This is a genomic window from Specibacter sp. RAF43 (assembly GCF_052114065.1).
Lineage (GTDB): Bacteria > Actinomycetota > Actinomycetes > Actinomycetales > Micrococcaceae > Specibacter.
This window is the reverse complement of sequence record NZ_JBFREA010000026.1, coordinates 45,629-69,573: the sequence shown is the minus strand read 5'-3', so window position 1 is coordinate 69,573 and position 23,945 is coordinate 45,629. Positions and strand designations below refer to the sequence as shown.

Genomic DNA, 23,945 nt, shown 5'->3' with positions numbered 1-23,945 from the left:
GTCAGTTCGTGTAGTAGAGCGGATTGACGACCAGGCACTGGTCGCTTTGCTCGGCCGTGCTGGAGACGACCCCCTCGGGGACGGCGACTTCGCCGTAGGCCTTGCCGGAGACCCAATCGGTGCCGACCACCAGCTGGACGCCGGTGATCCGGGGATCGGCCGTGACGGCCGTGCCGGGGATCTTGAACGCCCGCGCCACATCCGCGGCCACATCCGCCATGTCCGCCCCGTACAGGACCTTGGTGACGTTCTCGGCCGGCACGTCCCCGGCGGACCAGGCGCCGGTGTAGCCCGTGGCCGCCAGGTGTTGGAGGAGTTCGGTGCCGCGCCCCGCCACGGCGGAGGCATTGACCACGCTGATGGGCTGGATGGCCTTGTCATAGGCCGGCGCCGAGGGGGTGGGCGTGGCCGCCGGGCCCGTGGCCGGGGTGCCCGGGGACGGCGGGGTCGAGGCGGCGGCCGCGCTCGCCTTGGCCATGGCGGCGGCCTGGGCCTGGGTCAGCGCCGAATCGTGCCGGAGGGCGGCAAAAAACTGGCCGGCCTGCGGTTCCTTCAGCTGGACCCGGTTTGGATCGGCCGCATACGGTTCGTTCGGGACGGTGACGAAGGAGACATTGGCGAGGTCGATCTTGTTGAGCCGGTTGGCGATGGCGATCATGGCCGGGACATTGGCCAGGCCCGTATCGATCGTGAGGTTCTTGGTGACGACGTCGGCCAGGTTGTACAGCCGCGGCAGGTTCGTCAGGGTGCCCTCGCTCTTGACCTTGCGGACCATGGAGCCCAGGAAGTACTGCTGGGCCTTGATCCGGTCCAGGTCGCTCGCATCGCCGAAGGCGTGGCGGGTGCGCAGGAACGCCAGCGCCTGTTCGCCGGCGACCAGGCTCTTGCCCTTGGGCAGCTTCAGGAAGGAGCCGTTGACGTCGTACATGGCGTGGTCCACGCACACCTGCACGCCGCCCAGGGCGGAGGACAATTCCTTCACGGCCGTAAAGTCCGCCAACATGAAGTGGTCAATGGTCAGGCCCGTCATGTCATTGATGGCCGCCACCGTGCAGCCTGGTCCGGCGGCCAACGCGGCATTGAGCTGGCCGATCGCCTGCGCGGCAACGGCCTGGCCGGACTTGACCGGCCGGCATTCGGGGATCGGCACCATCAGGTCGCGCGGGAAGCTGGTGACGGAGACGCGTGAATTGTCGGCCGAGATGTTCATCAACAGCATCACGTCCGAGTGGCCCTCCCCGGCGGAATCATTGGCCGAGCCGTAGGCGCTGTTCTTCCCGTCCCGGGTGTCGGTGCCCAGGATCAGCACCTGCAGGGAGCCGGTGTCCTCGACGGTCGTGGGCCGGCCGTCCTGGGTGACGGCCGCATTCAGCGGCGCCGTCGTGACGTTGCTTTGCAATTTCCAGAACAGGAATCCGACGGCGCCGATCCCCAACACCAGCGCCGCGCTCAGCGAGACGGCGGTGATCTTCAGCCACAACGGCGCCCGGTGGCGCGGCTTGAAGTGGCGGCCGATTGGACCGGCAGCCCCGCGTGGTTGTGCACGGGAGGTGCCGGCAGCCTTCGCTGCCGCCGTTTCGGCACGGCGTCGCCCCATGAATCAACCTTTCGCTGCGGATATAAAGTAAATCTTCTTGGCAAATCTTCCAGGCAAATCTTCCAGGCAAAACCACTGCCCGGCCTGGACATGTTCGTCCGCGGGGGCGCTGCGCCATCGATGATTTGCGCCATGCAGAAAGGGCACCGCCAACCATGGCGCTGCCACTACCTGACCAAATCACTGAACCGAGTTTATCGGCGAACTCTGGGAAGAGCCGCAAAGGCGCTCCGGGGACGGGCCACGGCGTCCCCCGCCAAGCTCGCCGGGGCTAGAACCCGAGCCTGACCAGCTGCTTGGGGTCCCGCTGCCAGTCCTTGGCGACCTTGACATGGAGGTCCAAATAGATCCGCGTGCCCAGCAGCGCCTCGATGGCGTGGCGGGCCGTGGTGCCAACCTCCCGCAGCCGCGCGCCGCCCTTGCCGATGATGATGGCCTTTTGCGACGGCCGCTCCACGTACAGGTTCACGCGCACGTCCAGGAGGGGGCTGTCCTCGCTGCGGCCCTCGCGCGGGACGATCTCCTCCACCACGACGGCCAGCGAATGCGGGAGCTCATCCCGGACACCCTCCAGGGCGGCCTCCCGGATCAGTTCGGCCACCATCACCGCCTCCGGCTCGTCGGTCAGCTCGCCGTCGGGATACAGGGCAGGGGATAAGGGCATGAAGCCCGCCAGCACGCCGGCCAGCGTTTCCACCTGGAAGTCCTCGACGGCGGAGACCGGCACGACGGCGGCGAACCCGGACTCGCCCAGGACCTCCCGGCCCAGTGCCTCGACGGCGATGAGCTGATCGGCGACGGCCTGGCGGTCCACCGTGTCCGTCTTGGTCACGATCGCGACCACCGGCTGCTTGCCCACATTGGCCAGCTGCTGGGCAATGTAGCGGTCCCCGGGGCCAATTTTCTCGTTGGCGGGCAGGCAGAACCCGATCGCGTCCACCTCCGCCAGGGTGGCGGCCACGAGGTCGTTGAGCCGTTTGCCCAGCAGCGTGCGCGGGCGGTGCAGCCCGGGCGTGTCCACCAGAATCAGTTGAAACGCGTCGCGGTGGACGATGCCGCGGATCGTGTGCCGGGTGGTTTGCGGCTTGGCCGAGGTGATGGCCACCTTGTGCCCCACCAGGGCGTTGGTCAGGGTTGACTTGCCCGCGTTGGGCCGGCCCGCCAGGACGGCAAACCCGGCCCGGAAGCCGTCATCCTTGGGGCTGGGCATGGCCAGCTGTCCCTTTGACTTACTCATGGTTGCTCCTGTGGTGTTCCTTGGTGGCGTGGGTGCGTGGCGTCCTGCCGGCGGCGAGGTGGTCGTCCGGGCCGGTGGGTGCCTCGCGGGGGGCGGTGCCGTCCCCGTCCGGCAGGCTGGCGGGGCTGTGGCTGTCCGCGGGGCTGGCCACGATGTGGCTGACCCGGTTCCGGCCCGGTTCCATCCGCTCGGCCTCCAACTTGATCCCGTCGACCACCACGGTGCTGCCCGGGACCGGGATCCGGCCAAGGTACTTGGACAGCAGCCCGCCCACGGTGTCCACCTCGTCGTCGTCCAGTTCCCGCCCGAACAGCTCGCCGAGGTCGTCGATGCCCAGGCGGGCACGAATCAGGTAGCGGTCCGCGCCCAACCGTTGCACGTCGGGTGAGACGGAGTCGTATTCGTCCACGATCTCCCCGACGATCTCCTCGATCAGGTCCTCGAGCGTCACCAGGCCGGCGGTGCCGCCGTATTCGTCCACCACGATCGCCACGTGGGTCGACTCAAGCTGCAATTCCTTCAACAAGTCATCGACCGGCTTGGACTCCGGCACGTACCGCACGGGCCGGGCCAGGTGCTCCACCCGGGGCGGCTGTTCGCCGTCGCCGAGCCGGTGCATGGTGGCGACCAGGTCCTTCAGGTACAGGATGCCCAGAATGTGGTCGGTGTTCTCGCCAATGACCGGGATGCGGGAGAAGCCGGATTCCAGGAACACGTCCATGGCCTCCTCCAGGGTCGAGCCTTGCTCGATGCTGCGAATGTCCGTCCGGGGCACCATGACGGCCCGCACCATGGTCTCGCCCAGGTCAAAGACGCTTTGGATGAGTTCGGCCTCGTTGTCCTCAATCATCTCGGACTCGCTGGCCCGGTCCACGAATTCCCGGAACTCCTCCTCGCTGACGAACGCATCGTCGTCGGCGGGTGCATCCTTGGCCACGACGGCGCCCAGCGCCACCAGCCAGCCCGGAATCGGGCCCAGGATGCGGTACAGGAAGTGGACCAGCCAGGCGGTCCGCCCCACCAGGGCGGCCGAGTGCAGCCGGCCCAGGCGTCGGGGGGACACGCCAACCAGCACAAAGCCGATGGCCGCCATGACGAGGCTCGCGATCAATCCGGCCACCCATTCGTTGGCCACCAGCCGCACCAGCAGCACGGCCACGGCGACGGCGGCGGCCATCTCAAACCAGACCCGCCAAAACCGCAGGGCGTTCATGTGCGGCATGGGGGCGGCCAGGATGCGGGCCAACGACGTGCCGCGGCTGTGCGCGGAGACGGCCTCGGCATCGTGCCGGGGGAAAAAGTTCAGGGCCGCCTCGATGGCCGTAAACAGCGCGGCCACGGCCGCGAAGACCAGGCCCAGGACCGGTAGGGCGACCACCGTCACTGCATTGTCTCCCGCGGAGCCGCCTTGCCCAGGAAGCTGGAGAGCAGCTCGCGCTGCAGCGCGAACATTTCCTCCTTCTCCTCTGGCTCGGCGTGGTCGTAGCCCAACAGGTGCAGGAGGCCGTGCGTGGTCAACAGCAACAGCTCCTCGGCCAGGGAGTGGCCGGCCGCGACGGCCTGCTCCTGGGCCACGACGGGGCACAGCACAATGTCCCCGAGCAGGCCGGCCGGTGTGGGCCGCTCCGGCGTGCCGGGACGCAGCTCGTCCATCGGGAAGGACAGCACGTCGGTGGGGCCGGGCTGGTCCATCCACTCAATGTGGAGCTTTTCCATGTTTTCCACGTCGGCCATGATGATCGACAGCTCCGTTTCGGGATGCAGGTGCATGCGCTCCATGATGTGCCGAACCAGCTTGAGCAGGTCCTCCTCGTGGACGGCCACGCCGGATTCGTTGTTGATTTCAATGCTCATCGGGTGCCAGGGTCCTTGATGTTGGTGTAGTCGATGTGATGCCGTTCATCCCACGCGCCATAGGCGGAGACGATCGCCCCGACCAGCCGGTGCCGGACCACGTCCTCGGCCGCAAGCATGGAGAAATTAATGTCGTCGATGCCCGCGAGGATCTCCTGGACAACCCGCAGGCCGGAGCGGGTGCCGCTGGGCAGGTCCACCTGCGTGATATCCCCGGTCACCACAATCTTGGAGCCAAAGCCCAGGCGGGTGAGGAACATCTTCATCTGTTGCGGGGTGGTGTTCTGGGCCTCGTCGAGGATGATGAACGCGTCATTGAGCGTTCGTCCGCGCATGTACGCCAGGGGGGCCACCTCGATGGTCCCCGCCGCCATGAGCCGCGGAATGGTTTCCGGGTCCATCATGTCGTGGAGGGCGTCATACAACGGCCGCAGGTACGGGTCGATCTTGTCGTTCAGGGTGCCGGGGAGAAATCCCAGCCGCTCGCCGGCCTCGACGGCGGGACGGGTGAGGATGATCCGGCTGACGTCCTTGCGTTGAAGCGCCTGGACGGCCTTCGCCATGGCCAGATAGGTCTTGCCGGTGCCGGCCGGGCCGATGCCAAAGACCACCGTGTTGCGGTCGATGGCGTCGACATAGTTCTTTTGGTTAAGCGTCTTGGGGCGGATGGTCCGGCCCCGGCTGGAGAGGATGTCATGGGTGAGCACGTCCGCCGGGGAGACTTCCGGCCGGGACTTGAGCATGGTGACCAGCTGCTCCCAGACGGCGGCGTTCATGGTGGTGTTCCGCGACACCAGCCCGCGGGCCTCTTCGAAAAGGTGCATGATGCGCAGCACTTCGGCCTTGGGCCCGGCGATGGTCAGCAGGTTGCCGCGCGCCAGAAACTGCACGTGGGGATAGATGGCTTCCACGATCCGCAGGCCCTCGTCCTCGGCACCCAGGGTGGCCACCATCTGCTCGGTGGACTTGAACTGCACCACCTCGGTCCGCGTTCCATCGACCGAGTGGGGAAAGACACTCCCGGACCCGGGTTCCTGCTGCTGCTCGGGGCGGCTCTCTGTTGACTCTGGCATACAGTCGGCCCGCTTGGGACCTTGGATCGCTCCTTAGTTGTTGCCGGCTGGTGCCGGCGGCGATGGAATACGGCTAGGACCAATCTTAGTGCACCGGCCACGGATCCCGGCGAACGGCGGCGCGGCCCGTTCGGCCCCGTGGAAGGCGCCCGCTCCCGGACTTCCCCCGGCCCTGTCTCGGACGAGTCTCGGAAGTGTTTCGAATCGGTTTCAGTTCGCCCATATTGGACGAATCCACTCCTGCCGGGCGGGCAAATGTGCCAAGCTGTTGTGGGTTCAAGACATTGGAGATCTTGGACGCTGCGCGCCGCGCCGCCTTGGCCGCCACCACCCACTGAAGAGCGAGTTCGTTATCCGCACGCCTGACACCCACCCTGCCCCTCGGCGGCACACGCCCGTGCCGTCCCGGCACCGGGTGTCCCTGGCGGCGGCCGTGCTCTCGGTGGCCGTGGGACTGGCCGGATGCACCGCCGGCATTCCGGCCAGCAGCGATCACGTCATGCCCACGACGGCGTCCAACACGGCCACCAGCATGGTCAGCAGCGCCCCCCTGGAGACGGCGACCACGACCCAGGCCATCCCGGTGTATTGGCTGGGCCACAGCAACGATGCCGTCTACCTGTACCGGGAGTACCTGCCGGCCCCGTCCACGGATGATCCGATAGTCACCGCACTGACGGCCATGATGAGCCGGCACCCGAAGGACCCGGACTACTTCTCGGTCTGGAACAAGCCCTCGCGCATCGGCGCCTCAATTTCGGCCAAGAACGTCATCACCGTGGATGTGTCCGCGGACGCCTTCGGCCAGAAGGTGGACCGGGGCATTGCCGAGCGGTCCGTGGCCCAGCTGGTCTACACGGCAACGGCCGCGGCGGCGATGGCCGGGCTGATCGACTCCTCCCAAAGCATCCAGGTCTCGATCCTGGTGGACGGCCATACCGGCTTCAACGCCTTCGGGCACGTCCCGTTGAACACGCCGCTGACCCGCGAGACGGGCTTCGTGGCCCCCATTTGGATTATGGACCCGGCCAACGACACCGCCGTCAAGAACCTCCCCCTGAAGGTCAGCGGGCAGGGGATTTCCACCACCGGCACCCTGCGGTGGAGCCTGTCGGCGCTCAAGAACGGGGCAGCGGGCGACGTCCGGCTCTCCGGCACGACGGCGATCACCAAGGGACCCAATGAGCTCGGCGGCTACAGCTTTACGCTGGCGCCGCCGCCGGGCAGCTACCAGCTTGCGGTCTACGCCACCGATCCGGCGACCCCGGGGGCGCGCATTGCCACGGACACGAAGGACGTGACCATCGTCGCCGGTGGCGGCCAGGCCGAATAGTCCGGCACCCGCCGGGGCGGCACCGTTCCGCAGTTCGGCTACCAGCGGCCCAGTTCGTGGCTGAGCAGCACGACGCCGGCCGGTCCGGCCGTTGACGACCTCAGGACATGGTGCCCCAGCAATGCCGTGCGGGCGCCGGCGTCCTGAAACGCTGCCACCTCGGCGGCGCTCATGCCCCCCTCGGGGCCGACCAGCATAAGGATGCGCCGCGGCGTGCCCGGCGGGGACCCGGCCGGCGTTTTCGCGGCGCCGCGCCAGGTCCGCACGATCCCCGGGACGGTGTCCGTGGCATCCTCATGCAGGACCAGGGCGAGGTCGGCGGCCCGGATCAGGGCCACCAGGGCCTTGGTGCCGACCACCTCCCCCACCCAGGGAACGCGGGCGCGCCGTGCCTGCTTGGCGGCACCGGACACCGCGTTGCGCCACTTGGCCTCGCCCTTGGCGCCCTTGTCGGCCTTCCACCGCACGATCGAACGTTCGGCCTGCCACGGCACCACGCCGTCCACGCCGAGCTCGGTGGCGGTTTCAATTGCCAGCTCGTCGCGGTCGCCCTTGGCCAGGGCCTGGACCAGCACCAGCTCATGGGGTTGGACGGGTTCGGGCTGCACGCTCGCCACCACGACCTCCAGCACCCCGGCCCCGGCGGCGGTGACGCGGCACACCAGGCGCAAGCCGGCGCCGTCGCACACGTCAACTGGCTCCCCGGCAGCCAGGCGCTTGACCGTCACGGCGTGCCGGCCCTCGGGCCCGCTGAGCGCGAAGGAATCGCCCGGGCCCAGCGGCGCCAGCTCGGCGGGGTCCGCGTAGAAGACGGGGTTGCTCATGCGCGCTAGAGGTTGCCGAGCTTGTCGCGCAGCTTGGCGAACATGCCGCCGCTGCTGACCAGCTTGCCCTCGGTGTACGTCTCACCGCGCAGGGCGGCCAGCTGCTTGAGGAGTTCCTCCTGGGCGGCGTCGGGCTTGGTGGGCGTCTCCACATGGATGTGCACCAGCAGGTTCCCCCGGCCGTAACCGCGCAGGTGGGTGACGCCGAGGTTGCGCAGGTTGATGACCTCCCCGGCCTGGGTGCCCGGCCGGATGCTGATGGGCTGGTCGCCGTCGTAGGTGTCCATGGTCAGCTCGGTGCCGAGGGCGGCCGCGGTCATGGGGACGCTGAGCGTGGCGTGCAGGTCATCGCCTTCGCGCAGGAAGGCGGGGTCGTTGTTGACCTTCATCTCCACGTAGAGGTCCCCGGCGGGGCCCCCGGCGGGGCCGGCCTCGCCCTGGCCGGCCAGCTGGATGCGCGTGCCGGTGGCGACGCCGGCCGGGACCTTGATGGTCAGGCTGCGGCGGCTGCGGACCCGGCCCTCACCCATGCATTCGTTGCAGGGGTCGATGATCATGGTGCCAAAGCCCTGGCAGGAGTTGCAGGTGGCCAGGGTCATGACGTTGCCCAGGATCGAACGCATGGGGCGCTGGATCTGGCCGCTGCCGTGGCACACGTCGCACGTGGTGGGGTGGGTGCCCTCGCGGCAGCAGCTGCCCCCACAGGTGGGGCACGTGACAGCGGTTTCCACCTCGAGCTTCTTGTTGACGCCAAAGACGGCCTCCCGCAGGTCGATCCGGACCGTGATGAGCGCATCCTGGCCCCGACGCATGCGCGACGCCGGACCATGGCCCTGGCCGCCGCCGCCAAAGAACGTCTCAAAGATGTCCTGGAACGCAAAGCCCTGGCCGGCGAAGTTCCCGGCCCCGTTGTCCGTGCCGTTCTCATTGCCGGTGGTGTCATAGACGCGCCGTTTTTGCGGGTCCGAGAGGATCTCGTAGGCGTGCGTGACCGCCTTGAAGCGGTCCTGGGCGTCGTCGGCGTTGTTGACGTCCGGGTGCAGCTTTCGGGCCAGCTTGCGATAGGCCTTCTTGATCTCTTCCGGCGTGGCGTCGCGGGAAACACCCAGTGCGTCGTAGTGGTTGCTCAAAATCATGCTCTTTCAGTGGATCTCATCAAGGGTGAATTTGTACATGGTCCGGTCTCAGCCGGCCAAAATGCGGGACAGGTAGCGGGCCACGGCGCGGACACTGGACATGGTGTTCGGGTAGTCCATGCGGGTGGGACCCACCACGCCAAGCTTGGCGCTCTCCCCCGGTGCGTAGCTGGTGGCCACCACCGACGCCTCGGCCAGGGAATCGTGGGGATTCTCCCGGCCAATGCTCACGGCCATGCCCATGGAATCCTGGGCCATCTGCTCCAGCAGCCGCAACAGCACCACCTGCTCTTCGAGGGCGTCCAGGACCGGGCCGATGCTCAGCGGAAAGTCAACGTTGGAGCGGGCCAGGTTCGCCGTGCCGGCCAGCACGATCCTGTCCTCCCGGGCGGACTGGGCCAACTGCTCCAGGCCGTGCGCCAGCTTCGCCGCCAGGTCCGCCTCCGACGGCGGCACGCCGGCACCCATGAGGCCAAGCGCCGTGGGCAGCCCGGCCACCGTCATCCCGTACAGGGAGCCCAGGAAGATGTGGCGCAGCCCGCTGAGGGTGGAATCGTCCACGGGCGCCCCGACGTCGATCACCGACTGCTCCACCTTGCCCGAGGCCAGGATGAGCACCAGCAGCACCTGGCTGGGCCCGAGGCGGACGAATTCGATGTGCCGCACGGTGGCCTTGGCCGAGCGCGGGTATTGCACCACGGCCACCTGGTTGGTCAATTGCGCCAGCGCGCGGACGGTGCGCTCCAGGACATCGTCGAGGTCGGTGGAACCGTCCAGCAGCACGGCGATGGCCCGGCGTTCGGCCGCGGACAGGGGCTTGACCGAGGAGATCTGGTCCACGAAGAGCCGGTAGCCCTTATCCGTGGGGATCCGGCCGGAGCTGGTGTGCGGGGCCGTGATCAGGCCCTCTTCCTCCAGCGCGGCCATGTCGTTGCGGATGGTGGCGCTGGAAACACCCAAGTGGTGGCGCTCCACGAGGGCCTTGGAACCCACGGGTTCACGGGAGTGGACATAGTCCTCGACGATCGCGCGCAGCACTTCCAGTTTCCGCGGTTCACTCATTCCAGCACCTCCTTGGCGGCTCGGCCGGCTGACAGCCTTTTTTAGCACTCTACCTATTCAAGTGCTAAGTCTAATACTTTCCGGGCAAACCCCGAACGGGACCGGCTGCCGGGCGCGCTAGCATGGAGTCCCCGACGACCGGCAAATTCGAGGAGAGAAGGCCCGAACCGTGCAGTACAGCAATTGGGGTCCCGCGGACCTGAGCGCTCCCCCCGCCCGGATCCTGCGCAAGGTGCCGGCCACGCGCGGGCTGGTGGTGGAGGACGTCCAAACGGGCTGGGTTGGCGCCGTGGTGCGGATTGAGAAGTCCGGCGGCATGCACATCATGGAACTGGCGGACCGCCGCGAGAAGGTGCGCGCGTTTCCGCTCGGCTTTGGCTTCCTCGTCGACGGCGAACCCGTGGAGGTCGTGGCGCCGGCACCGGCCGCCGGTCCGCGGCGGCAGGCGCGGACGGCCTCGGGATCGGTGAAGGTCGAGGGCCGGCGCGCCCAGGTGGCCAAGGCCAGCCGCATCTGGGTGGAGGGCAAGCACGACGCCGAACTGGTGGAAAAGGTCTGGGGCGACGACCTGCGGGTGGAGGGCATCGTCGTCGAGCCCCTCCGCGGCATTGACGAGCTCACCGCGGCCGTCGCCGACTTCGCGCCGGGGCCGAACCGGCGCCTGGGCGTCCTGGTGGACCATCTGGTGCCGCATTCCAAGGAATCTCGCATCGTGGCCGATCTCATGGCGTCCCCGGCCGCCCGCAACAACATCCTGGTGGTGGGGCACCCCTACGTGGACGTGTGGCAGGCGATCAAGCCCTCGACGCTGGGAATCCCGGCCTGGCCCGTCATCCCGCGCACCATGGAATGGAAGCTGGGCATTCTGGCCGCCTTTGGCTGGCCGCACCGCACCGCCGAGGACGTGGGCCTGGGCTGGGCGCGCCTGCTGGCCCGGGTAAACAGCTACGCCGATCTTGAGCCGTCCCTGCTCGGCCGCGTCGAGGAGGTCATTGACTTCCTCACCGCACCCGTATCCTAGTTAGGAGCGCCCGGCACTCGGGCGCGGCAGTCGCGCAGTTCGAGAGGTATGTCATAGTGAGCCATCCGGTGAACCGGTTTCAAGATCCGGCAAAGCCCCCCCTCACCCCGGCCGAGGACAAGCAGTGGGCGTTTCTGGCGCACTGCGGCGGCATCCTCGGCTGCGTCCCCTCGCTGCTGATCTACACTTTCATGGGCACCCGGGGCCCCTTTACGGGGCAGGAGTCCCGCGAGGCGCTGAACTTCACTCTGCCCCCGACCATCCTGGCGGTGGTCGTGAACATCATGGCCTTTCTTTGTTCCTTCTTCAGTCCCACCCTGGTCAGCGTTTTCGCCTCCATGGCGGTAGCCATCTGGGTGTTCCTGACGGTCTGGTCCGTCATTGCGGCCATTCAGGTGAACAAGGGCCAGCCCTACCGCTACGCCTGGAACCTGCGCCGGATCCAGTAGGCCCCGGCCACCAGCCCCCGGCCCCTGCGTCCCGCCCCCTCCCGGCCTCCCGCCCGGCAACTAACCCGCAATAGATGTCCAAAATTCGCCTCTCGGGGCTCATTTTGCGCATCTATTGCGGGTTGGTTGCGCTGCGGAACGGCGGGGATGGTCAGTCGAGGGCGGGTCAGTCGAGCAGGGCGGGTCAGTCGAGCAGGGCGGGTCAGTCGAGCAGGGCGCGGGTTACGGCGTCGCCGAGCAGCCGGCCCTTCAGGGTCAGCACCAGGGTGCCGGCGAACGCCTTCACCGGGTCGATGAGCTCGGCGGCGATGAGCCCGGCGATGGCCGCCCGTCCGGTGGTCCCGAGCGAGTCGATGCGCAGGCCATCGGACAGCCGGGAGCCCAGCATGATGCGTTCCATCTCGCGGGTTTTCGCATCCAGGGTTTCCCGCCCCGCCGCCGGGGACTCGCCGCGTTCCAGCCGGCCAGCATAGGCGCTGGGGTGCTTGACGTTCCACCAGCGCACGCCGCCCACGTGCGAGTGCGCACCCGGTCCCAGGCCCCACCAGTCGTCGCCGCGCCAATAGGCGAGGTTGTGCCGGCAGGCATCCTGGGGCGTTCGTGCGAAGTTGCTGACCTCGTACCAGCCCAGGCCCGCCTCCGCGAACAGCGCGTCGGCGAGCTCATATTTGGCGGCGTGGTCGTCGTCGTCGATGTCGGGCACCTGGCCGCGGCGGATTTGCGCGGCCAGCTTGGTGCCCTCCTCCAGGATGAGCGAATACGCGGAGATGTGGTCCGGCTCGTAGCTCAGGGCGGTCCGCACGGAGGCCTCCCAGTCGGCCAGGGACTCCCCGGGCGTGCCGTAGATCAAGTCGACGCTCACGTGCAGCCCGGCCTCGCGCGCCCACGCCACGGCCTGCGGGACACGGGCGGGATCGTGGGTGCGCTCGAGCACCTTGAGCACGTGCGGCACGGCGGACTGCATGCCGAAGGAGACGCGGGTAAATCCGCCGTCGCGCAATTCCCGCAGCGAATCCCGCGTGACAGAGTCGGGGTTGGCCTCGGTGGTGACCTCGGCGCCGTCCTCAAGGCCCCACTGCTCGACGGCGGAGCCGAGGATCGCCGTCAGGTCCCCGGCCGGCAGCAGGGTGGGCGTGCCGCCGCCAAAAAAGACGGTTGCCAGCTTGCGCGCCGGCACGCCCGAGGCGGCCAGGGCCCGGGCGGCAAACTCGACCTCGCGAACGGCCGTGGCGGCGTAGGCGTCCTGCGAGGCGCCGCCGCCGAGCTCGGTGGCCGTGTAGGTGTTGAAGTCGCAATAGCCGCACCGGACGGCGCAAAACGGGATGTGCGCGTACAGGCTGAAGCGGCGCTGCGCCGCACCGACGGCCGCCTGCTCCGGCAGGACGCCGTCGGCCGGGGCGGGATCGCCCACGGGCAGTGTGCTTGGCATGGGACTAGCCGCCAGCTTTCCTGGTCGAACGGTTCACTTCTTGGACTTGTCCTTTGACGGCTCTTCGGAGGACAGCGCGGCGATGAACGCCTCTTGGGGGACCTCCACGCGGCCCACCATTTTCATGCGCTTCTTGCCTTCCTTTTGCTTTTCCAGCAGCTTGCGCTTGCGTGAGATGTCACCGCCGTAGCACTTGGCCAGCACGTCCTTGCGGATGGCCCGGATGCTCTCGCGGGCGATGATGCGGGCACCGATGGCCGCCTGGATGGGCACCTCGAACTGCTGGCGCGGGATGAGCTCACGCAGCTTGCCGGTCATCATGACGCCGTACGCGTAGGCCTTGTCGCGGTGGGTGATGGCGCTGAAGGCATCCACTTGTTCGCCCTGGAGCAGGATGTCCACCTTGACAAGGTCGGCGACCTGTTCGCCGTCGGCCTTCCAGTCCAGTGAGCCGTAGCCGCGGGTCTTGGACTTGAGGATGTCAAAGAAGTCAAAGACGATCTCGGCCAGCGGCAGCCGGTACCGGATTTCCACCCGGTCCTCGGAGAGATAGTCCATGCCGCCCAGAATGCCGCGGCGGGACTGGCACAGCTCCATGATGGCTCCGACAAACTCGCTCGGGGCCAGGATGGTGGCGGCCACCATGGGTTCGCGGACCTCGGCGATCTTCCCCGACGGGTATTCGCTGGGGTTGGTGACCTGGATGACCTTCTTGTCCTCCAGGGTGACCTCGTACTCGACGTTGGGTGCGGTGGAGATCAGGTCGAGGTTGTATTCGCGTTCGAGCCGTTCGCGGGTGATTTCCAGGTGCAGCAGGCCCAGGAAGCCGACGCGGAAGCCAAAGCCCAGGGCCGCGGAGGTCTCGGGCTCATAGATCAGCGCGGCGTCGTTGAGCATCAGCTTTTCCAGGGCGTCGCGCAGCACCGGGTAGTCCGTGCCGTCCAGCGGGTACAGCCCGGAGAACACCATGGGCTTGGCCTCCTGGTAGCCGCCCAGGGATTCCGCGGCCGGCTTGTGCAACGTGGTGACGGTGTCGCCCACCTTGGACTGGCGCACGTCCTTCACCCCGGTGATCAGGTAGCCGACCTCCCCCACCCCCAGGCCCTTGGACGGTGTCGGCTCGGGCGAGCTGACACCGATTTCCAACAGCTCATGCGTGGCGCGGGTGGACATCATCTGAATTTTTTCCCGCGGGCTCAGGCTGCCGTCGATAACCCGGACGTAGGTGACCACGCCGCGGTAGGTGTCATAGACGGAGTCAAAGATCATGGCCCGTGCGGGGGCATTGGGATCACCGACGGGGGCGGGCAACTCCTTGACGATGAGGTCCAGCAGTTCCTCCACGCCGGCGCCGGTCTTGCCGGAGACCTTGAGCACGTCTTCCGGCCTGCCGCCAATCAGGCTGGCAAGCTCTGCGGCGTACTTCTCCGGCTGGGCGGCCGGCAGGTCAATCTTGTTCAACACCGGAATGATGGTCAGGTTGTTTTCCATGGCCAGGTACAGATTGGCCAGGGTCTGGGCCTCAATGCCCTGCGCCGCATCCACCAACAGGATGGCGCCCTCACACGCCGCCAGGGAACGGGAGACCTCATAGGTGAAGTCGACGTGCCCGGGGGTGTCGATCATGTTCAGGCAATAGGCGGTGCCGTCCACCTCCCACGGGATGCGCACGGCCTGGGACTTGATCGTGATCCCGCGTTCGCGTTCGATGTCCATCCGGTCGAGGTATTGCGCCTTCATGTCACGCTGCTGAACCACTCCCGTGAGCTGGAGCATCCGATCGGCCAGGGTCGATTTCCCGTGGTCAATGTGAGCGATGATGCAGAAGTTCCTGATGATCGCCGGATCGGTCGCGGCGGGCACCGGGGCAGTGCGGGCCATGGGTGACACTAGGGTTCCTTACTGTTGCATGGACGCAGGGACGCCGGCGAATTCGCCGGACCGTGCAGGGGTTGTGGCCGGGCGTTTAACGCCGGCCACGCATTCCCTCAAGTGTCCCACGTTTGGCCGGCCGCCACAGAACCGGCGGCCCGTATTGCCGGTCCCTGTCCACCGGGCCCGATCCGGATTCGCTAGGGTGGGCACCATGGCATCAACCTCGGGCCGCCTGCTCGGCCTCCTGCGCAACCTGGCCGGCGCGCTTCACAAGACCACCCGGGCGACGGCGCGTCCCCCCGCCGGCCCCCGGCCGTCCAATACGCCGGGACCGGCTCCGCTCGCCTCCCCCTACCCGGGGGACTTCACCGGCTCGGCCACCGTGGCCTATGCGCCCCGGCCCGACGGCGACCCCGACCCCGGTGAGATCGTGTGGACGTGGGTGCCGTACGAGGAGGACTATCTCCGGGGCAATGATCGGCCCGTGTTGGTGGTGGGGCGCAACGGGGCTCGGCTCCTTGCCGTCATGCTCACGAGCAAGGACCATGGCAACAAGCGCCGCGACGGCTTCGACTACATTGACCTGGGCCCCGGAGCCTGGGACGCGCGCGGGCGGCCGAGCGAGGCGAAACTGGACCGCATCCTGCAAGTCAGCGAGGCGGACATTCGCAGGGAAGGTGCCGTCCTGGACGCCGCGCGGTTTGCGTTGGTGGCAGACGGGCTGCGGCGGCGACACGGCTGGAAATAGTTCTTTCATTCCCGCCCGGGGCGCCGTATCTGATAATCTGGTTTGCAGTGTGTGCCCGTGCAGGTCGGCGGTCACAACAGGTTGGCCTGACGTTCACCGTAATTCGAGCATCCCCACGCCGCTGTCAACGGCCAACCTACGCCCTCTACGACCGAATGTCGCATCAAAAGAGAGTTATACAACGTGGCTAATATCAAGTCCCAGAAGAAGCGCATCCTCACCAACGAGAAGGCGCGCCAGCGCAACCTCTCGGTGAAGTCCGAGCTGAAGACCGCTATCCGTGCAGTAAACACGGCGGTGGCCAAGGCCGACAAGGATGCAGCTGCGGCTGCCCTGGTGAATGCAGGCCGTAAGCTGGACAAGGCTGTCAGCAAGGGCGTCATTCACGCCAATAACGCTGCCAACCGCAAGTCGGCCATCTCCAAGAAGGTTAACGCCCTCTAGGCCGATCTGCTTCGCAACTCAACGTGTGCCCCGCGCCAATTGGCGCGGGGCACACGTGTTTAACGAAAGCACCCGCGCCGGCCCCATTTGGAGGCACCCGTCAGTGCCTTGCCGAGGTGGCGATGACGATCACGGCCCGTTCCACGGCGTAGACGGGGTCCTTGGCGGCACCCTTAACCGCGGCGTCGGCTTCGGCAAGCACCTTGATGGCGGTTACCAGGGCCTCACCACTCCAGTGCCCGGCGTCCCGGCGGGCGGCATCCACCTGCCACGGGGCCATGCCCAGTTCCCGGGCCAGCTGCGCCGAACTCCCCCGGGCCGAGTGGACCTTGGCAACCTGCCGGATTTTCATGGCCAGGGCGGCGACCAGTGGCACCGGATCCACGCCCGTGGCCAGGGCATGGCGCAGCGATGACAACGCGGCCGGTGCATTGCCCGCCAGGGCGGCGTCGGCGACCCGGAAGGCCGTGGCCTCGACCCGGCCGCCATAGTAGTTGTCGACGTCCTCGCTGCCGACCAGGCCCGGGACATCGGCCATGAGCTGCTGGCAGGCGGCGGCGAGTTCGGCCAGGTTGGCGCCGACGGCGGCGACCAGGGCGCGCACCCCCGGGGCATCAATCCGGCGTCTGGCCGCCTGGAACTCCGCGCCGACGAAGGCCGCCTTGTCCTGGTCCTTCTTGAGCGCCTGGCACTCGATGCGGGGGGCGCCGGCCGCCTTCAGCGCGTCCAGCAGCTTCTTGCCGCGGGTTCCCCCGGCGTGCAGCAGGGCGAGCGTCACGTCCGGTTGTGGATCCAGGAGATACGCCAGGGCGTCGGCCAGGAAGTCATCGCTCATGCCCGCGAGCCCCGAAACCTCGATGAGCTTCGGCTCGCCGAACAACGACGGGCTGGCGGTCAGGCCCAGCTTGCCGGCCGTGTAGTGCCCGGCATCGATGGAGGTGATCTCCAGTTCGGGATTGAGCGCGCGCAACTTGGCGCGCAGCCCGTCGACGGCCCGGGCGGCAATGAAGTCCTCGGGGCCAAACATGAGCACCACCGGCGCCACCGGCACATCCCGCCAGTCAGCCGTCCCGGGCGCGCGCTGGCCGGCCCTGGTTGCCGGACTCACTGGACTGACTCACTCACTGGACGGTCTCACTCACTGGAATAGGCACAGCATCAACTGTGCCATGGCCCTGCGACAATCCCAAGGCGGCCGCCGGGCCGGACTCCTCCATCGACGCAGGGGTCTTCGGGACCCTGCCGGAGATGGCACGGCCGCTCACAGCGCCGCCCATGTCCAGGCGCCGGCGGCCACGGCGACGCAGGCCGTCAGTGCGCCGAAGCCGAACAGGAAATGCCACCGCCGTGGCACCGTTTCGCGCAAATGGTCCATCAGCTCTACGGTGCGTTGCCGTTCCACCGCGGCAACCAGCGCGGCCAGCACCAACGCGTTGAAAACGGCCATGAGCACCACGCCCGCAGCGCCGCCGGGCCAGGGCAGCACGGCGCCGGGAAGTGTGGCCATCCAGCGGGCGACGGCGGCAACCCACCAGGCGCCGATGCCGGCCACGGCCGCGCAGGCCATCGCGAGGGCGGGGACCAGGGTCGCGGTGACCAGGCCGAACGTGCCGACCGTGGTGACCAGACCCACCACGGGCGCCACCACCATGTTGGCGGGGACCGTGAAAAGCGTAAGCCGGGGCTGCAGCAGCACGATCAGCGGGGCGCAGAAGAGCTGGGCGGCCAACGGAATGGCCACCGCCTGAGCCATCCAGGCCGGCAGCCAGGCTCCCAGCCACCGGGCGCATCGCCGACCCACCAGATGCAGCCCGAGCGTGGCCAGTACCGACAAGGCGAAGGCAACGTCCCGGGCCAGCCAGGGGTCGAAGACCAGCAGGCCGACAATGGTGACGGACAGCAGCGCCCCGACGCGCTTGGGGCGTCCGCCGACCATGGCCAGGGCGCCAATCCCGCCCATGACCGCCGCTCGCAGCACGCTCGGATCGGGCCCGACCACCGCGACGAAGCCGGCGAGCCCCAGCCCGGCCCCCGCCGTGGCCGCCAGGCGTGGTAGGCGCGCCGTCCGCAGGATCGACAGCAGTGCGGCCAACACCAGGGTGCAGTTCGCCCCGCTGACGGCCGTCAAGTGCGTCAGCCCGACCGTCGTCATCGCAGCCTCCAGCCCGGGATCGACGCCGCTGCGATCCCCCATGACCATTCCGGGCAGCAGCGCCCCGGCGTCGGGGGACGCCCCGTTCCACGCCCCGTGCGCGGCATCCACCCAGCCGGATCGCAGGCCCTGGACGACGCCACGCCCGGAAAGTTCGAGGCCGGCCGGGGGCAGCGGCGCCGTCAGCGGGTGCAAATAGCCCAGGACTCGTTCTTCCGGGCCCCCGGGGCTGAGCCTGCCGGCGGTGGACACGGTGGCACCCTCGGCCACACCGGCCCACGGGATCCCGGCCACCACCCGCACGGGAGCCCGGCCGTGGGCCACGCGCCCGCCCGATGTCGCGCTCAAAATTTCCGCCTCAAAGATGACCTGCGGGCCGCCCCCGGATGCCGTGAGGGGGCGGGGCGCCGACTCCATACGCAGGACGACGGTTACCGCCGCGCCGCCGCGCAGCATCGCATCCAGCGGCGACCTCGCGCGGTCGAACTGGTGCAGGCCCGCGGCCACGCAGATCATGCCGGCACAGGCGGCGGCCACCACCACGGCACCGCCAACGCCCGCCAGGATGGGGTCCGCCGGGGCTTTGGCGCCTCGGCGGGATCGGATGGGACCACGGTCGGGGCTCCGGCGGGGTCGGATCCGGTCCCGATGGGGGCTCCGGCGGGACCGGATCGAGTTCCGGCCGGGGCGCGGGGAACCGCCGCGCCGCAGCGCCAGGCCCGCGAGACTCGCAGTGCACAGGAAAATACCCGCGCACCACATCGACTGCCGCCACGGCCAGGCCGTGGCCGCCGCCGCGGTGCTCCACGCCGCGATGGCCGCCGGCACCAACCGCAGGTCCATCCGGTGCTCCGACTCCTGCGCGGTCTGCCTATCGTTGACCGCCGCCAGTTGTCGCCGCAATGCCGCACCGGTCCGGCTCCCGCCCCGGACCCGCCACCGGGCGGGCGGGGGCACGGCGGGCGGGGGTGGTGCGGCTACCGCCGGGCGACCGATCCCCCGCACCTCGCTCACGGCCGCCCGCGCATACCGCGACCACCTCGGGTCCGGGCGCATCATCGTTTCGTCATCCCACGCTCACCAGGGCCCGCAGGTTCTCGAGCATCTTCGCCCCGATTCCCGTGACGGCGTCCAGTTCCGCAACGGCCTTGAACGGTCCATGGTCCGTCCGCCACTGCACGATCCGCTGGGCCAGCACGGGGCCGACGCCGGGCAGCGCGTCCAGGTCCCCCGCCGTGGCCGTGTTGAGGTTGATGGGGGCCGCCGCCCTCGGGGTGGGCCGGCCGCCGGCGGCCGGCATCGGGCCAACACCGTGCCCGGCCAACGCCTGCGACTTGGTGAGGACCAGCACCTGCTGCCCGTCGCTCACCACGGCGGCAAGATTGAGGGCGGACAGTTCGGCCGCGGGCAGGGCTCCCCCGACGGCGGCGATGGCCTGATAGACGCGACTGCCTGCGGGCAGGGATACGATGCCGGGATGGGATACCGCGCCCGCCACATGGACCACCAGCTCGCCCGCCCGCCCGGAACCGGGAACTCCCGCCGCGCTCCCTCCGGACGGGCCCGGCGACGCGGAGTCACCCGGCGCGGCGGAGCTCAGGGGTGTCCCGTTCATGGCTTGAACGCCGGGGACGGCCACCTTCGCGGGATCGTGCGCCGCGAGCTGGGCGGAGGCGCCGGAGACGCTTGCCGATTCCAGCCACAGGACCCCGAGGGCGGCCACGACGATGGCCAGCGTCACCACCAGGGCCCGGACGGAGATGATCCAGCGCGGCCCCCGGGGCCCGCGAACTCCCGCACCCGCGGCGGCGGACCGCCGGGGCCCTGCCTCGTGCGGAGGCCTCCACTGCGACTCGAATCCGTTCATATCCACACGCTAGGCGTGCGCGGGAGGCAGGGCCACGGCCACGCGACCGGAGGTGGACTATCCCGCTGCGGGCCCGGGGTGTGGAGGAGTGAATGCGTCGGCCACCACCACGACCAGCACGCCCAGTCCCGCGTGCGCCGCCAGGACGGCCGGGAGCCGGGTCAGGGTGAACGCGCCAAGTCCCGGACAGTCGGCCTGCAGGGCGGCCCCCAGATCCTTGGCCTGGGCCTCGTTGCCAAAGTAGTGCAGGCAGGCCTGGGCGGTCCCGGACGTCCGGGCGGAGACTTCGGCCGCGGCCAGCTTCTCCAGCCGGGCCACCGCCTTGCCGGCCGTGCGAACCCTTTCCAGCGGCACCACGGCCCCGTCGCGAATGCCCAGGATCGGCTTGATGTCCAGCATCGTCCCCACCCACGAGGAGGCGAGGCTGATGCGCCCGCCCCGGCGCAATTGCTCCAGGCTGGGGACGTAAAAAAACACCGTGCCGGAGCGCACCGCGGATTGTGCGGCCGCCACGACCTGTTCGGCGCCGGCGCCGGCCCGGGCCGCGGCGACGGCCGCCTGAACGCCCAGTCCCAACGCCATCCCCACGGTTTCCGAGTCAAGAACCTGCACCGGCACGGGCACCCGGGCGGCCGCCATCCGGGCCGCGTCCAGGGTGCCGGATAATTTTGCGGAAATATGGATTGAGACGATCGACTCGCACCCGGCGGCGGCCGCGGCCCGGTAGGCCGCCTCGAATTGCCCGGGCGACGGCCGGGATGTGCGCACGGGCGAGCCCGCCGCGAGGGCGAGGGAAATGTGGGTCTCCAGTTCGGCGTCGTCGTCGGCGTACACGTCCTCGCCGATGATGACCGGCATGGGGACGATGGTGAGCCGTCCGGCGCCGTTGTTGGCCGCCAGCCACTCCGGCGGCAGGGCGGCGGCGGAATCACTGACGACGGCGATGCGTGGCCGGGGCGGCGGGACCGCGCCGGGCGGGGCGGGCCGGGGCCTGAGCCGGCCAACCTGGTGCCGCAGCCAGCCGCGGACCGGGGTGCTTTCCGTTGCCATGATCACCGCCTTCCCGCAGAAAAGTGCCGTCCCGGCCCGTGCGGACCGGGACGGCGTGAGAACTCCGGGCCGTCAGGCCGGGACGATATTGACCAGCTTAGGCGCCCGCACAATCACCGTGCGGATGCCGCGTCCGTCCAGCGCACGCTTGATGGCCTCCGAGTCCAGGGCCAGCGCACGCAGTTCCTCCTCGGTGATGTCCGGGGATACCTCCAGGCGGTCGCGGACCTTGCCCTGGACCTGCACGATCGCCGTGATGCTCTGGCGCACCAGCAGGGCCTCGTCAACGTCCGGGAAGCCGGCGTTGGCCACCGATGCCGGGTGGCCGAGGGCGTTCCACATATCCTCTGCCGTGTAGGGGGCGAAGAGGCTCAACAGGACCGCGACGGCCTCGGCGGCCTCGCGGACGGCCGGATCCGCAGCCCCGGCACCGGAATCGATGACCTTGCGGGTGGCATTGACCAGTTCCATGAGCTTGGCCACGACCACATTGAACTTGTGGCCCTCCAGCAGGGTCTTGGCCTCGTGGATGGTGCGGTGGGCCAGGGAGCGCAGGGCGGGGTCGCCGGCGGCCGGGTTGGTGCCGGGTTTGCTGGCCACGTCGCGGCCAAGGCGCCAGGCGCGGGCCAGGAACTTGGCCGAGCCCGACGGCGAAACGTCGGCCCAGTCGACGTCGTCCTCGGGCGGGCCGGCGAAGATCATGGTGAGCCGGACGGCGTCGACCCCGTACTTGTCCAGCTGCTGGCCCAGGTCCACGCCGTTGCCCAGGGACTTGCTCATTGCCTTGCCGCCGTTGAGCACCTGGCCCTGGTTGAGCAGCCGGCTGAAGGGTTCGGTGGCGTCCAGTAGGCCCATGTCGTGGATGACCTTGGTGAAGAAGCGGGCGTACAGCAGGTGCAAGATGGCGTGCTCGACGCCGCCGACGTACTGTCCCACCGGCATCCACTCGTTGACCTTGGCCGGATCAAACGGGCCGTCGGTGAATTGCGGGGAGACAAAGCGCAGGAAATACCAGGACGAGTCGACGAACGTGTCCATGGTGTCGGTGTCGCGCTTGGCGGCGCCGCCGCATGCCGGGCAGGGGACGTTGACCCAGTCCGCGGCCGCCGCCAGCGGGGACGTGCCCTTCGGGGACAGGTCCTCCCCGCGCAGGTTGTCCGGCAGCCGGACCGGCAGCTGGTCGTCGGGGACGGGAACCTCGCCGCAATCCGGGCAATGGATGATGGGGATGGGCGTGCCCCAGAACCGCTGGCGGGACAGCAGCCAGTCGCGCAGGCGGAAGTTGACGAACTTTTCGCCCGTGCCCAGTTTTTCCAGGATGTCGATGGCGGCCGGGATCGCATCCGCCTTGGACAGGCCGTTGAGGTCCCCGGAGTTGATCAGCRTGCCCTCCCCGGCGGTGGCGACGCCGGTCACGGCCGGATCGTCCTCGCCGGTGTCCAGCACGGCCCGCACCGGCAGGTCGAAGGCGCGGGCAAAGTCCAGGTCACGCTGGTCGTGGGCGGGGACGGCCATGATGGCGCCGGTGCCGTAGTCGGCCAGCACGTAGTCGGCGGCCCAGACGGGCAGCCTCTCACCGGTCAGCGGGTTCAGGGCGTACCGGCCGGTGAAGACGCCGGTCTTGGTGCGCTCGGTGGACTGGCGCTCAATGTCGCTGAGGGCCTTGACCTGCTCGCGGTAGTCGCTGAGCGCCTCCGCGTGTTCGGCCGTCACCAGGTCCAGGGCCAGCGGGGCGTCGGCGGCCACCACGAAGAATGTGGCCCCGTACAGCGTGTCCGGGCGGGTGGTGAAGACGGTCAGCTCGTGCGCCGGCTTGTCCGCACCGGATTCCTCAATGACAAACGTGACGTGGGCGCCCTCGGAGCGGCCGATCCAGTTGCGCTGCATCGCCAGGACCCGATCGGGCCAGTGGCCGGCCAGCGCCTCCATGTCATCAAGGAGGCGGTCGGCGTAGTCGGTAATCTTGAAATACCACTGGTTGAGCGACTTCTTCGTCACCACGGTGCCGCAGCGTTCACAGGCGCCGTTGACGACCTGCTCGTTGGCGAGCACGGTCTGGTCCGTCGGGCACCAGTTGACGGGTGAGTTCTTGCGGTACGCCAGGCCCCGCTCGTAAAAGCGCTTGAACAGCCACTGCGTCCACCGGTAGTACTCGGGGTCGGAGGTATGCACCCGGCGGGACCAGTCCACGGAAATGGCGTAGCGCTTGAAGGACTCCGCCTGCGTGTCGATGTTGGCGTACGTCCACTCGCTGGGGTGGGCGTTGCGCTTGATGGCGGCGTTCTCGGCGGGCAGCCCGAAGGAGTCCCAGCCGATCGGGTGCAGGACGTCGTAGCCGAGCTGGCGCCAGTAGCGGGAGACGACGTCGCCCATGGCAAAGGCCTCGGCATGGCCCATGTGCAGGTCCCCGGAGGGGTACGGGAACATGTCAAGGACGTAGCGCCGTTCCCTGGACCCGTCGTCAAGGGGCGTGAAGACCTGCTGTTCGCCCCAGACGGCGGGCCACTTGGCTTCCATCGCGGCGAAACTGTAGACGCCCTCTTCGCTGTTCTCTTCAGTCTGCGACTGCACGCTCACGTACCCTGCCTTTTCATTCATCAACGGCTGATGCCCATTCAACTTCTTCACACACAAAAGCCCCTCGACCAAGGCAAGGGGCATGGCCGCGGCGGATGGCGCGGCTAACTAAGGCGAAGGAATGTATGCACCCATTTACTTTAGCGCACATACAAAACTCATGAGCAAGATCCATCCGCCGCTCGCCGGGGCAACCGTCGTCGAGAAGGGGCCCGGG

General features: G+C 68.6%; 20 protein-coding genes. 5 read left to right on the top strand and 15 right to left on the bottom strand.

The features are described 5' to 3' along the window. Window position 1 precedes the first annotated feature (1 nt). The 5 genes from AB4Y80_RS13945 to AB4Y80_RS13925 form a co-directional block, all read right to left on the bottom strand. A complete protein-coding gene (locus tag AB4Y80_RS13945) occupies window positions 2-1,597 on the bottom strand; it encodes an LCP family protein (RefSeq protein ID WP_442214943.1) in 1,596 nt (531 codons plus the stop codon). 271 nt (window positions 1,598-1,868) lie between these two features. Then, the gene (era, locus tag AB4Y80_RS13940) at window positions 1,869-2,834 is read right to left on the bottom strand and encodes a GTPase Era (protein WP_442214942.1); all 966 of its coding nucleotides are present in this window, start codon (window positions 2,832-2,834) and stop codon (window positions 1,869-1,871) included. After that, window positions 2,827-4,218 (bottom strand): hemolysin family protein, encoded by a 1,392-nt coding sequence (locus tag AB4Y80_RS13935; RefSeq protein WP_442214941.1) that lies wholly within the window; start codon window positions 4,216-4,218, stop codon window positions 2,827-2,829. The genes era and AB4Y80_RS13935 overlap by 8 nt, the downstream gene beginning before the upstream one ends. Then, a complete protein-coding gene (ybeY, locus tag AB4Y80_RS13930) occupies window positions 4,215-4,688 on the bottom strand; it encodes an rRNA maturation RNase YbeY (RefSeq protein ID WP_442214940.1) in 474 nt (157 codons plus the stop codon). Before ybeY ends, AB4Y80_RS13935 begins: the two co-directional genes overlap by 4 nt. Next, window positions 4,685-5,761: a PhoH family protein gene (locus tag AB4Y80_RS13925; RefSeq protein WP_442214938.1), complete on the bottom strand. Its 1,077-nt coding sequence runs from the start codon at window positions 5,759-5,761 to the stop codon at window positions 4,685-4,687. The genes ybeY and AB4Y80_RS13925 overlap by 4 nt, the downstream gene beginning before the upstream one ends. Window positions 5,762-6,158: 397 nt before the next feature. On the opposite strand from AB4Y80_RS13925, the gene AB4Y80_RS13920 reads away from it, so the two are divergent. Beyond that, entirely contained in the window at window positions 6,159-7,094 is a 936-nt protein-coding gene (locus tag AB4Y80_RS13920; RefSeq protein ID WP_442214936.1) for a GerMN domain-containing protein, read from the top strand. Between the two features lie 38 nt (window positions 7,095-7,132). On the opposite strand, the gene AB4Y80_RS13915 is transcribed toward AB4Y80_RS13920, so the two are convergent. The 3 genes from AB4Y80_RS13915 to hrcA are packed head-to-tail and all read right to left on the bottom strand — an operon-like array spanning window position 7,133 to window position 10,116. Then, window positions 7,133-7,918, bottom strand: a complete 786-nt coding sequence (locus AB4Y80_RS13915) for a 16S rRNA (uracil(1498)-N(3))-methyltransferase (protein WP_442214934.1) — start codon at window positions 7,916-7,918, stop codon at window positions 7,133-7,135. 5 nt (window positions 7,919-7,923) lie between these two features. Then, window positions 7,924-9,048 (bottom strand): molecular chaperone DnaJ, encoded by a 1,125-nt coding sequence (gene dnaJ / locus AB4Y80_RS13910; RefSeq protein ID WP_442215021.1) that lies wholly within the window; start codon window positions 9,046-9,048, stop codon window positions 7,924-7,926. Between the two features lie 54 nt (window positions 9,049-9,102). Further along, window positions 9,103-10,116 carry a heat-inducible transcriptional repressor HrcA gene (gene hrcA / locus AB4Y80_RS13905; protein ID WP_442214932.1) on the bottom strand — a complete coding sequence of 338 codons (1,014 nt, stop codon included), beginning with the start codon at window positions 10,114-10,116 and terminating at the stop codon, window positions 9,103-9,105. Between the two features lie 169 nt (window positions 10,117-10,285). Between hrcA and AB4Y80_RS13900 the strand changes: the two genes are divergently transcribed. Both AB4Y80_RS13900 and AB4Y80_RS13895 read left to right on the top strand, forming a co-directional pair. Further along, window positions 10,286-11,137 (top strand): DUF3097 family protein, encoded by an 852-nt coding sequence (locus AB4Y80_RS13900; protein WP_442214930.1) that lies wholly within the window; start codon window positions 10,286-10,288, stop codon window positions 11,135-11,137. Window positions 11,138-11,190: 53 nt separating this feature from the next. Continuing rightward, entirely contained in the window at window positions 11,191-11,586 is a 396-nt protein-coding gene (locus AB4Y80_RS13895; protein WP_442215020.1) for a DUF4870 domain-containing protein, read from the top strand. Between the two features lie 202 nt (window positions 11,587-11,788). On the opposite strand, the gene hemW is transcribed toward AB4Y80_RS13895, so the two are convergent. Next, window positions 11,789-13,015, bottom strand: a complete 1,227-nt coding sequence (hemW, locus tag AB4Y80_RS13890; protein ID WP_442214928.1) for a radical SAM family heme chaperone HemW — start codon at window positions 13,013-13,015, stop codon at window positions 11,789-11,791. A gap of 33 nt (window positions 13,016-13,048) precedes the next feature. Further along, the gene (gene lepA, locus AB4Y80_RS13885; protein WP_442214926.1) at window positions 13,049-14,905 is read right to left on the bottom strand and encodes a translation elongation factor 4; all 1,857 of its coding nucleotides are present in this window, start codon (window positions 14,903-14,905) and stop codon (window positions 13,049-13,051) included. 196 nt (window positions 14,906-15,101) lie between these two features. On the opposite strand from lepA, the gene AB4Y80_RS13880 reads away from it, so the two are divergent. Further along, window positions 15,102-15,638: a type II toxin-antitoxin system PemK/MazF family toxin gene (locus tag AB4Y80_RS13880; protein WP_442214924.1), complete on the top strand. Its 537-nt coding sequence runs from the start codon at window positions 15,102-15,104 to the stop codon at window positions 15,636-15,638. A 183-nt stretch (window positions 15,639-15,821) separates the two neighbouring features. Then, window positions 15,822-16,082, top strand: a complete 261-nt coding sequence (gene rpsT / locus AB4Y80_RS13875) for a 30S ribosomal protein S20 (RefSeq protein WP_176615907.1) — start codon at window positions 15,822-15,824, stop codon at window positions 16,080-16,082. Between the two features lie 100 nt (window positions 16,083-16,182). On the opposite strand, the gene holA is transcribed toward rpsT, so the two are convergent. The 5 genes from holA to leuS form a co-directional block, all read right to left on the bottom strand. Next, window positions 16,183-17,190: a DNA polymerase III subunit delta gene (holA, locus tag AB4Y80_RS13870; protein WP_442214921.1), complete on the bottom strand. Its 1,008-nt coding sequence runs from the start codon at window positions 17,188-17,190 to the stop codon at window positions 16,183-16,185. Between the two features lie 153 nt (window positions 17,191-17,343). After that, window positions 17,344-19,077 (bottom strand): ComEC/Rec2 family competence protein, encoded by a 1,734-nt coding sequence (locus tag AB4Y80_RS13865; RefSeq protein ID WP_442214919.1) that lies wholly within the window; start codon window positions 19,075-19,077, stop codon window positions 17,344-17,346. Between the two features lie 223 nt (window positions 19,078-19,300). Next, window positions 19,301-20,101 carry a helix-hairpin-helix domain-containing protein gene (locus AB4Y80_RS13860; protein ID WP_442214917.1) on the bottom strand — a complete coding sequence of 267 codons (801 nt, stop codon included), beginning with the start codon at window positions 20,099-20,101 and terminating at the stop codon, window positions 19,301-19,303. A 57-nt stretch (window positions 20,102-20,158) separates the two neighbouring features. Continuing rightward, window positions 20,159-21,151 (bottom strand): DegV family protein, encoded by a 993-nt coding sequence (locus tag AB4Y80_RS13855; RefSeq protein WP_442214915.1) that lies wholly within the window; start codon window positions 21,149-21,151, stop codon window positions 20,159-20,161. 72 nt (window positions 21,152-21,223) lie between these two features. Beyond that, window positions 21,224-23,728, bottom strand: coding sequence for a leucine--tRNA ligase (gene leuS / locus AB4Y80_RS13850; protein ID WP_442214913.1), 2,505 nt, complete (start codon window positions 23,726-23,728; stop codon window positions 21,224-21,226). Between the last annotated feature and the right edge of the window lie 217 nt (window positions 23,729-23,945).

Excerpts from the sequence above, each read along its gene's own strand:
- AB4Y80_RS13855 (WP_442214915.1), bottom strand. The coding sequence starts at position 21,151 with ATGGCAACGGAAAGCACCCCGGTCCGCGGCTGGCTGCGGCACCAGGTT.
- AB4Y80_RS13925 (WP_442214938.1), bottom strand. The coding sequence starts at position 5,761 with ATGCCAGAGTCAACAGAGAGCCGCCCCGAGCAGCAGCAGGAACCCGGG.
- AB4Y80_RS13860 (WP_442214917.1), bottom strand. The coding sequence starts at position 20,101 with ATGAACGGATTCGAGTCGCAGTGGAGGCCTCCGCACGAGGCAGGGCCC.
- hrcA (WP_442214932.1), bottom strand. The coding sequence starts at position 10,116 with ATGAGTGAACCGCGGAAACTGGAAGTGCTGCGCGCGATCGTCGAGGAC.
- era (WP_442214942.1), bottom strand. The coding sequence starts at position 2,834 with ATGAGTAAGTCAAAGGGACAGCTGGCCATGCCCAGCCCCAAGGATGAC.
- AB4Y80_RS13915 (WP_442214934.1), bottom strand. The coding sequence starts at position 7,918 with ATGAGCAACCCCGTCTTCTACGCGGACCCCGCCGAGCTGGCGCCGCTG.
- ybeY (WP_442214940.1), bottom strand. The coding sequence starts at position 4,688 with ATGAGCATTGAAATCAACAACGAATCCGGCGTGGCCGTCCACGAGGAG.
- hemW (WP_442214928.1), bottom strand. The coding sequence starts at position 13,015 with ATGCCAAGCACACTGCCCGTGGGCGATCCCGCCCCGGCCGACGGCGTC.
- AB4Y80_RS13865 (WP_442214919.1), bottom strand. The coding sequence starts at position 19,077 with ATGGACCTGCGGTTGGTGCCGGCGGCCATCGCGGCGTGGAGCACCGCG.
- AB4Y80_RS13945 (WP_442214943.1), bottom strand. The coding sequence starts at position 1,597 with ATGGGGCGACGCCGTGCCGAAACGGCGGCAGCGAAGGCTGCCGGCACC.
- AB4Y80_RS13880 (WP_442214924.1), top strand. The coding sequence starts at position 15,102 with ATGGCATCAACCTCGGGCCGCCTGCTCGGCCTCCTGCGCAACCTGGCC.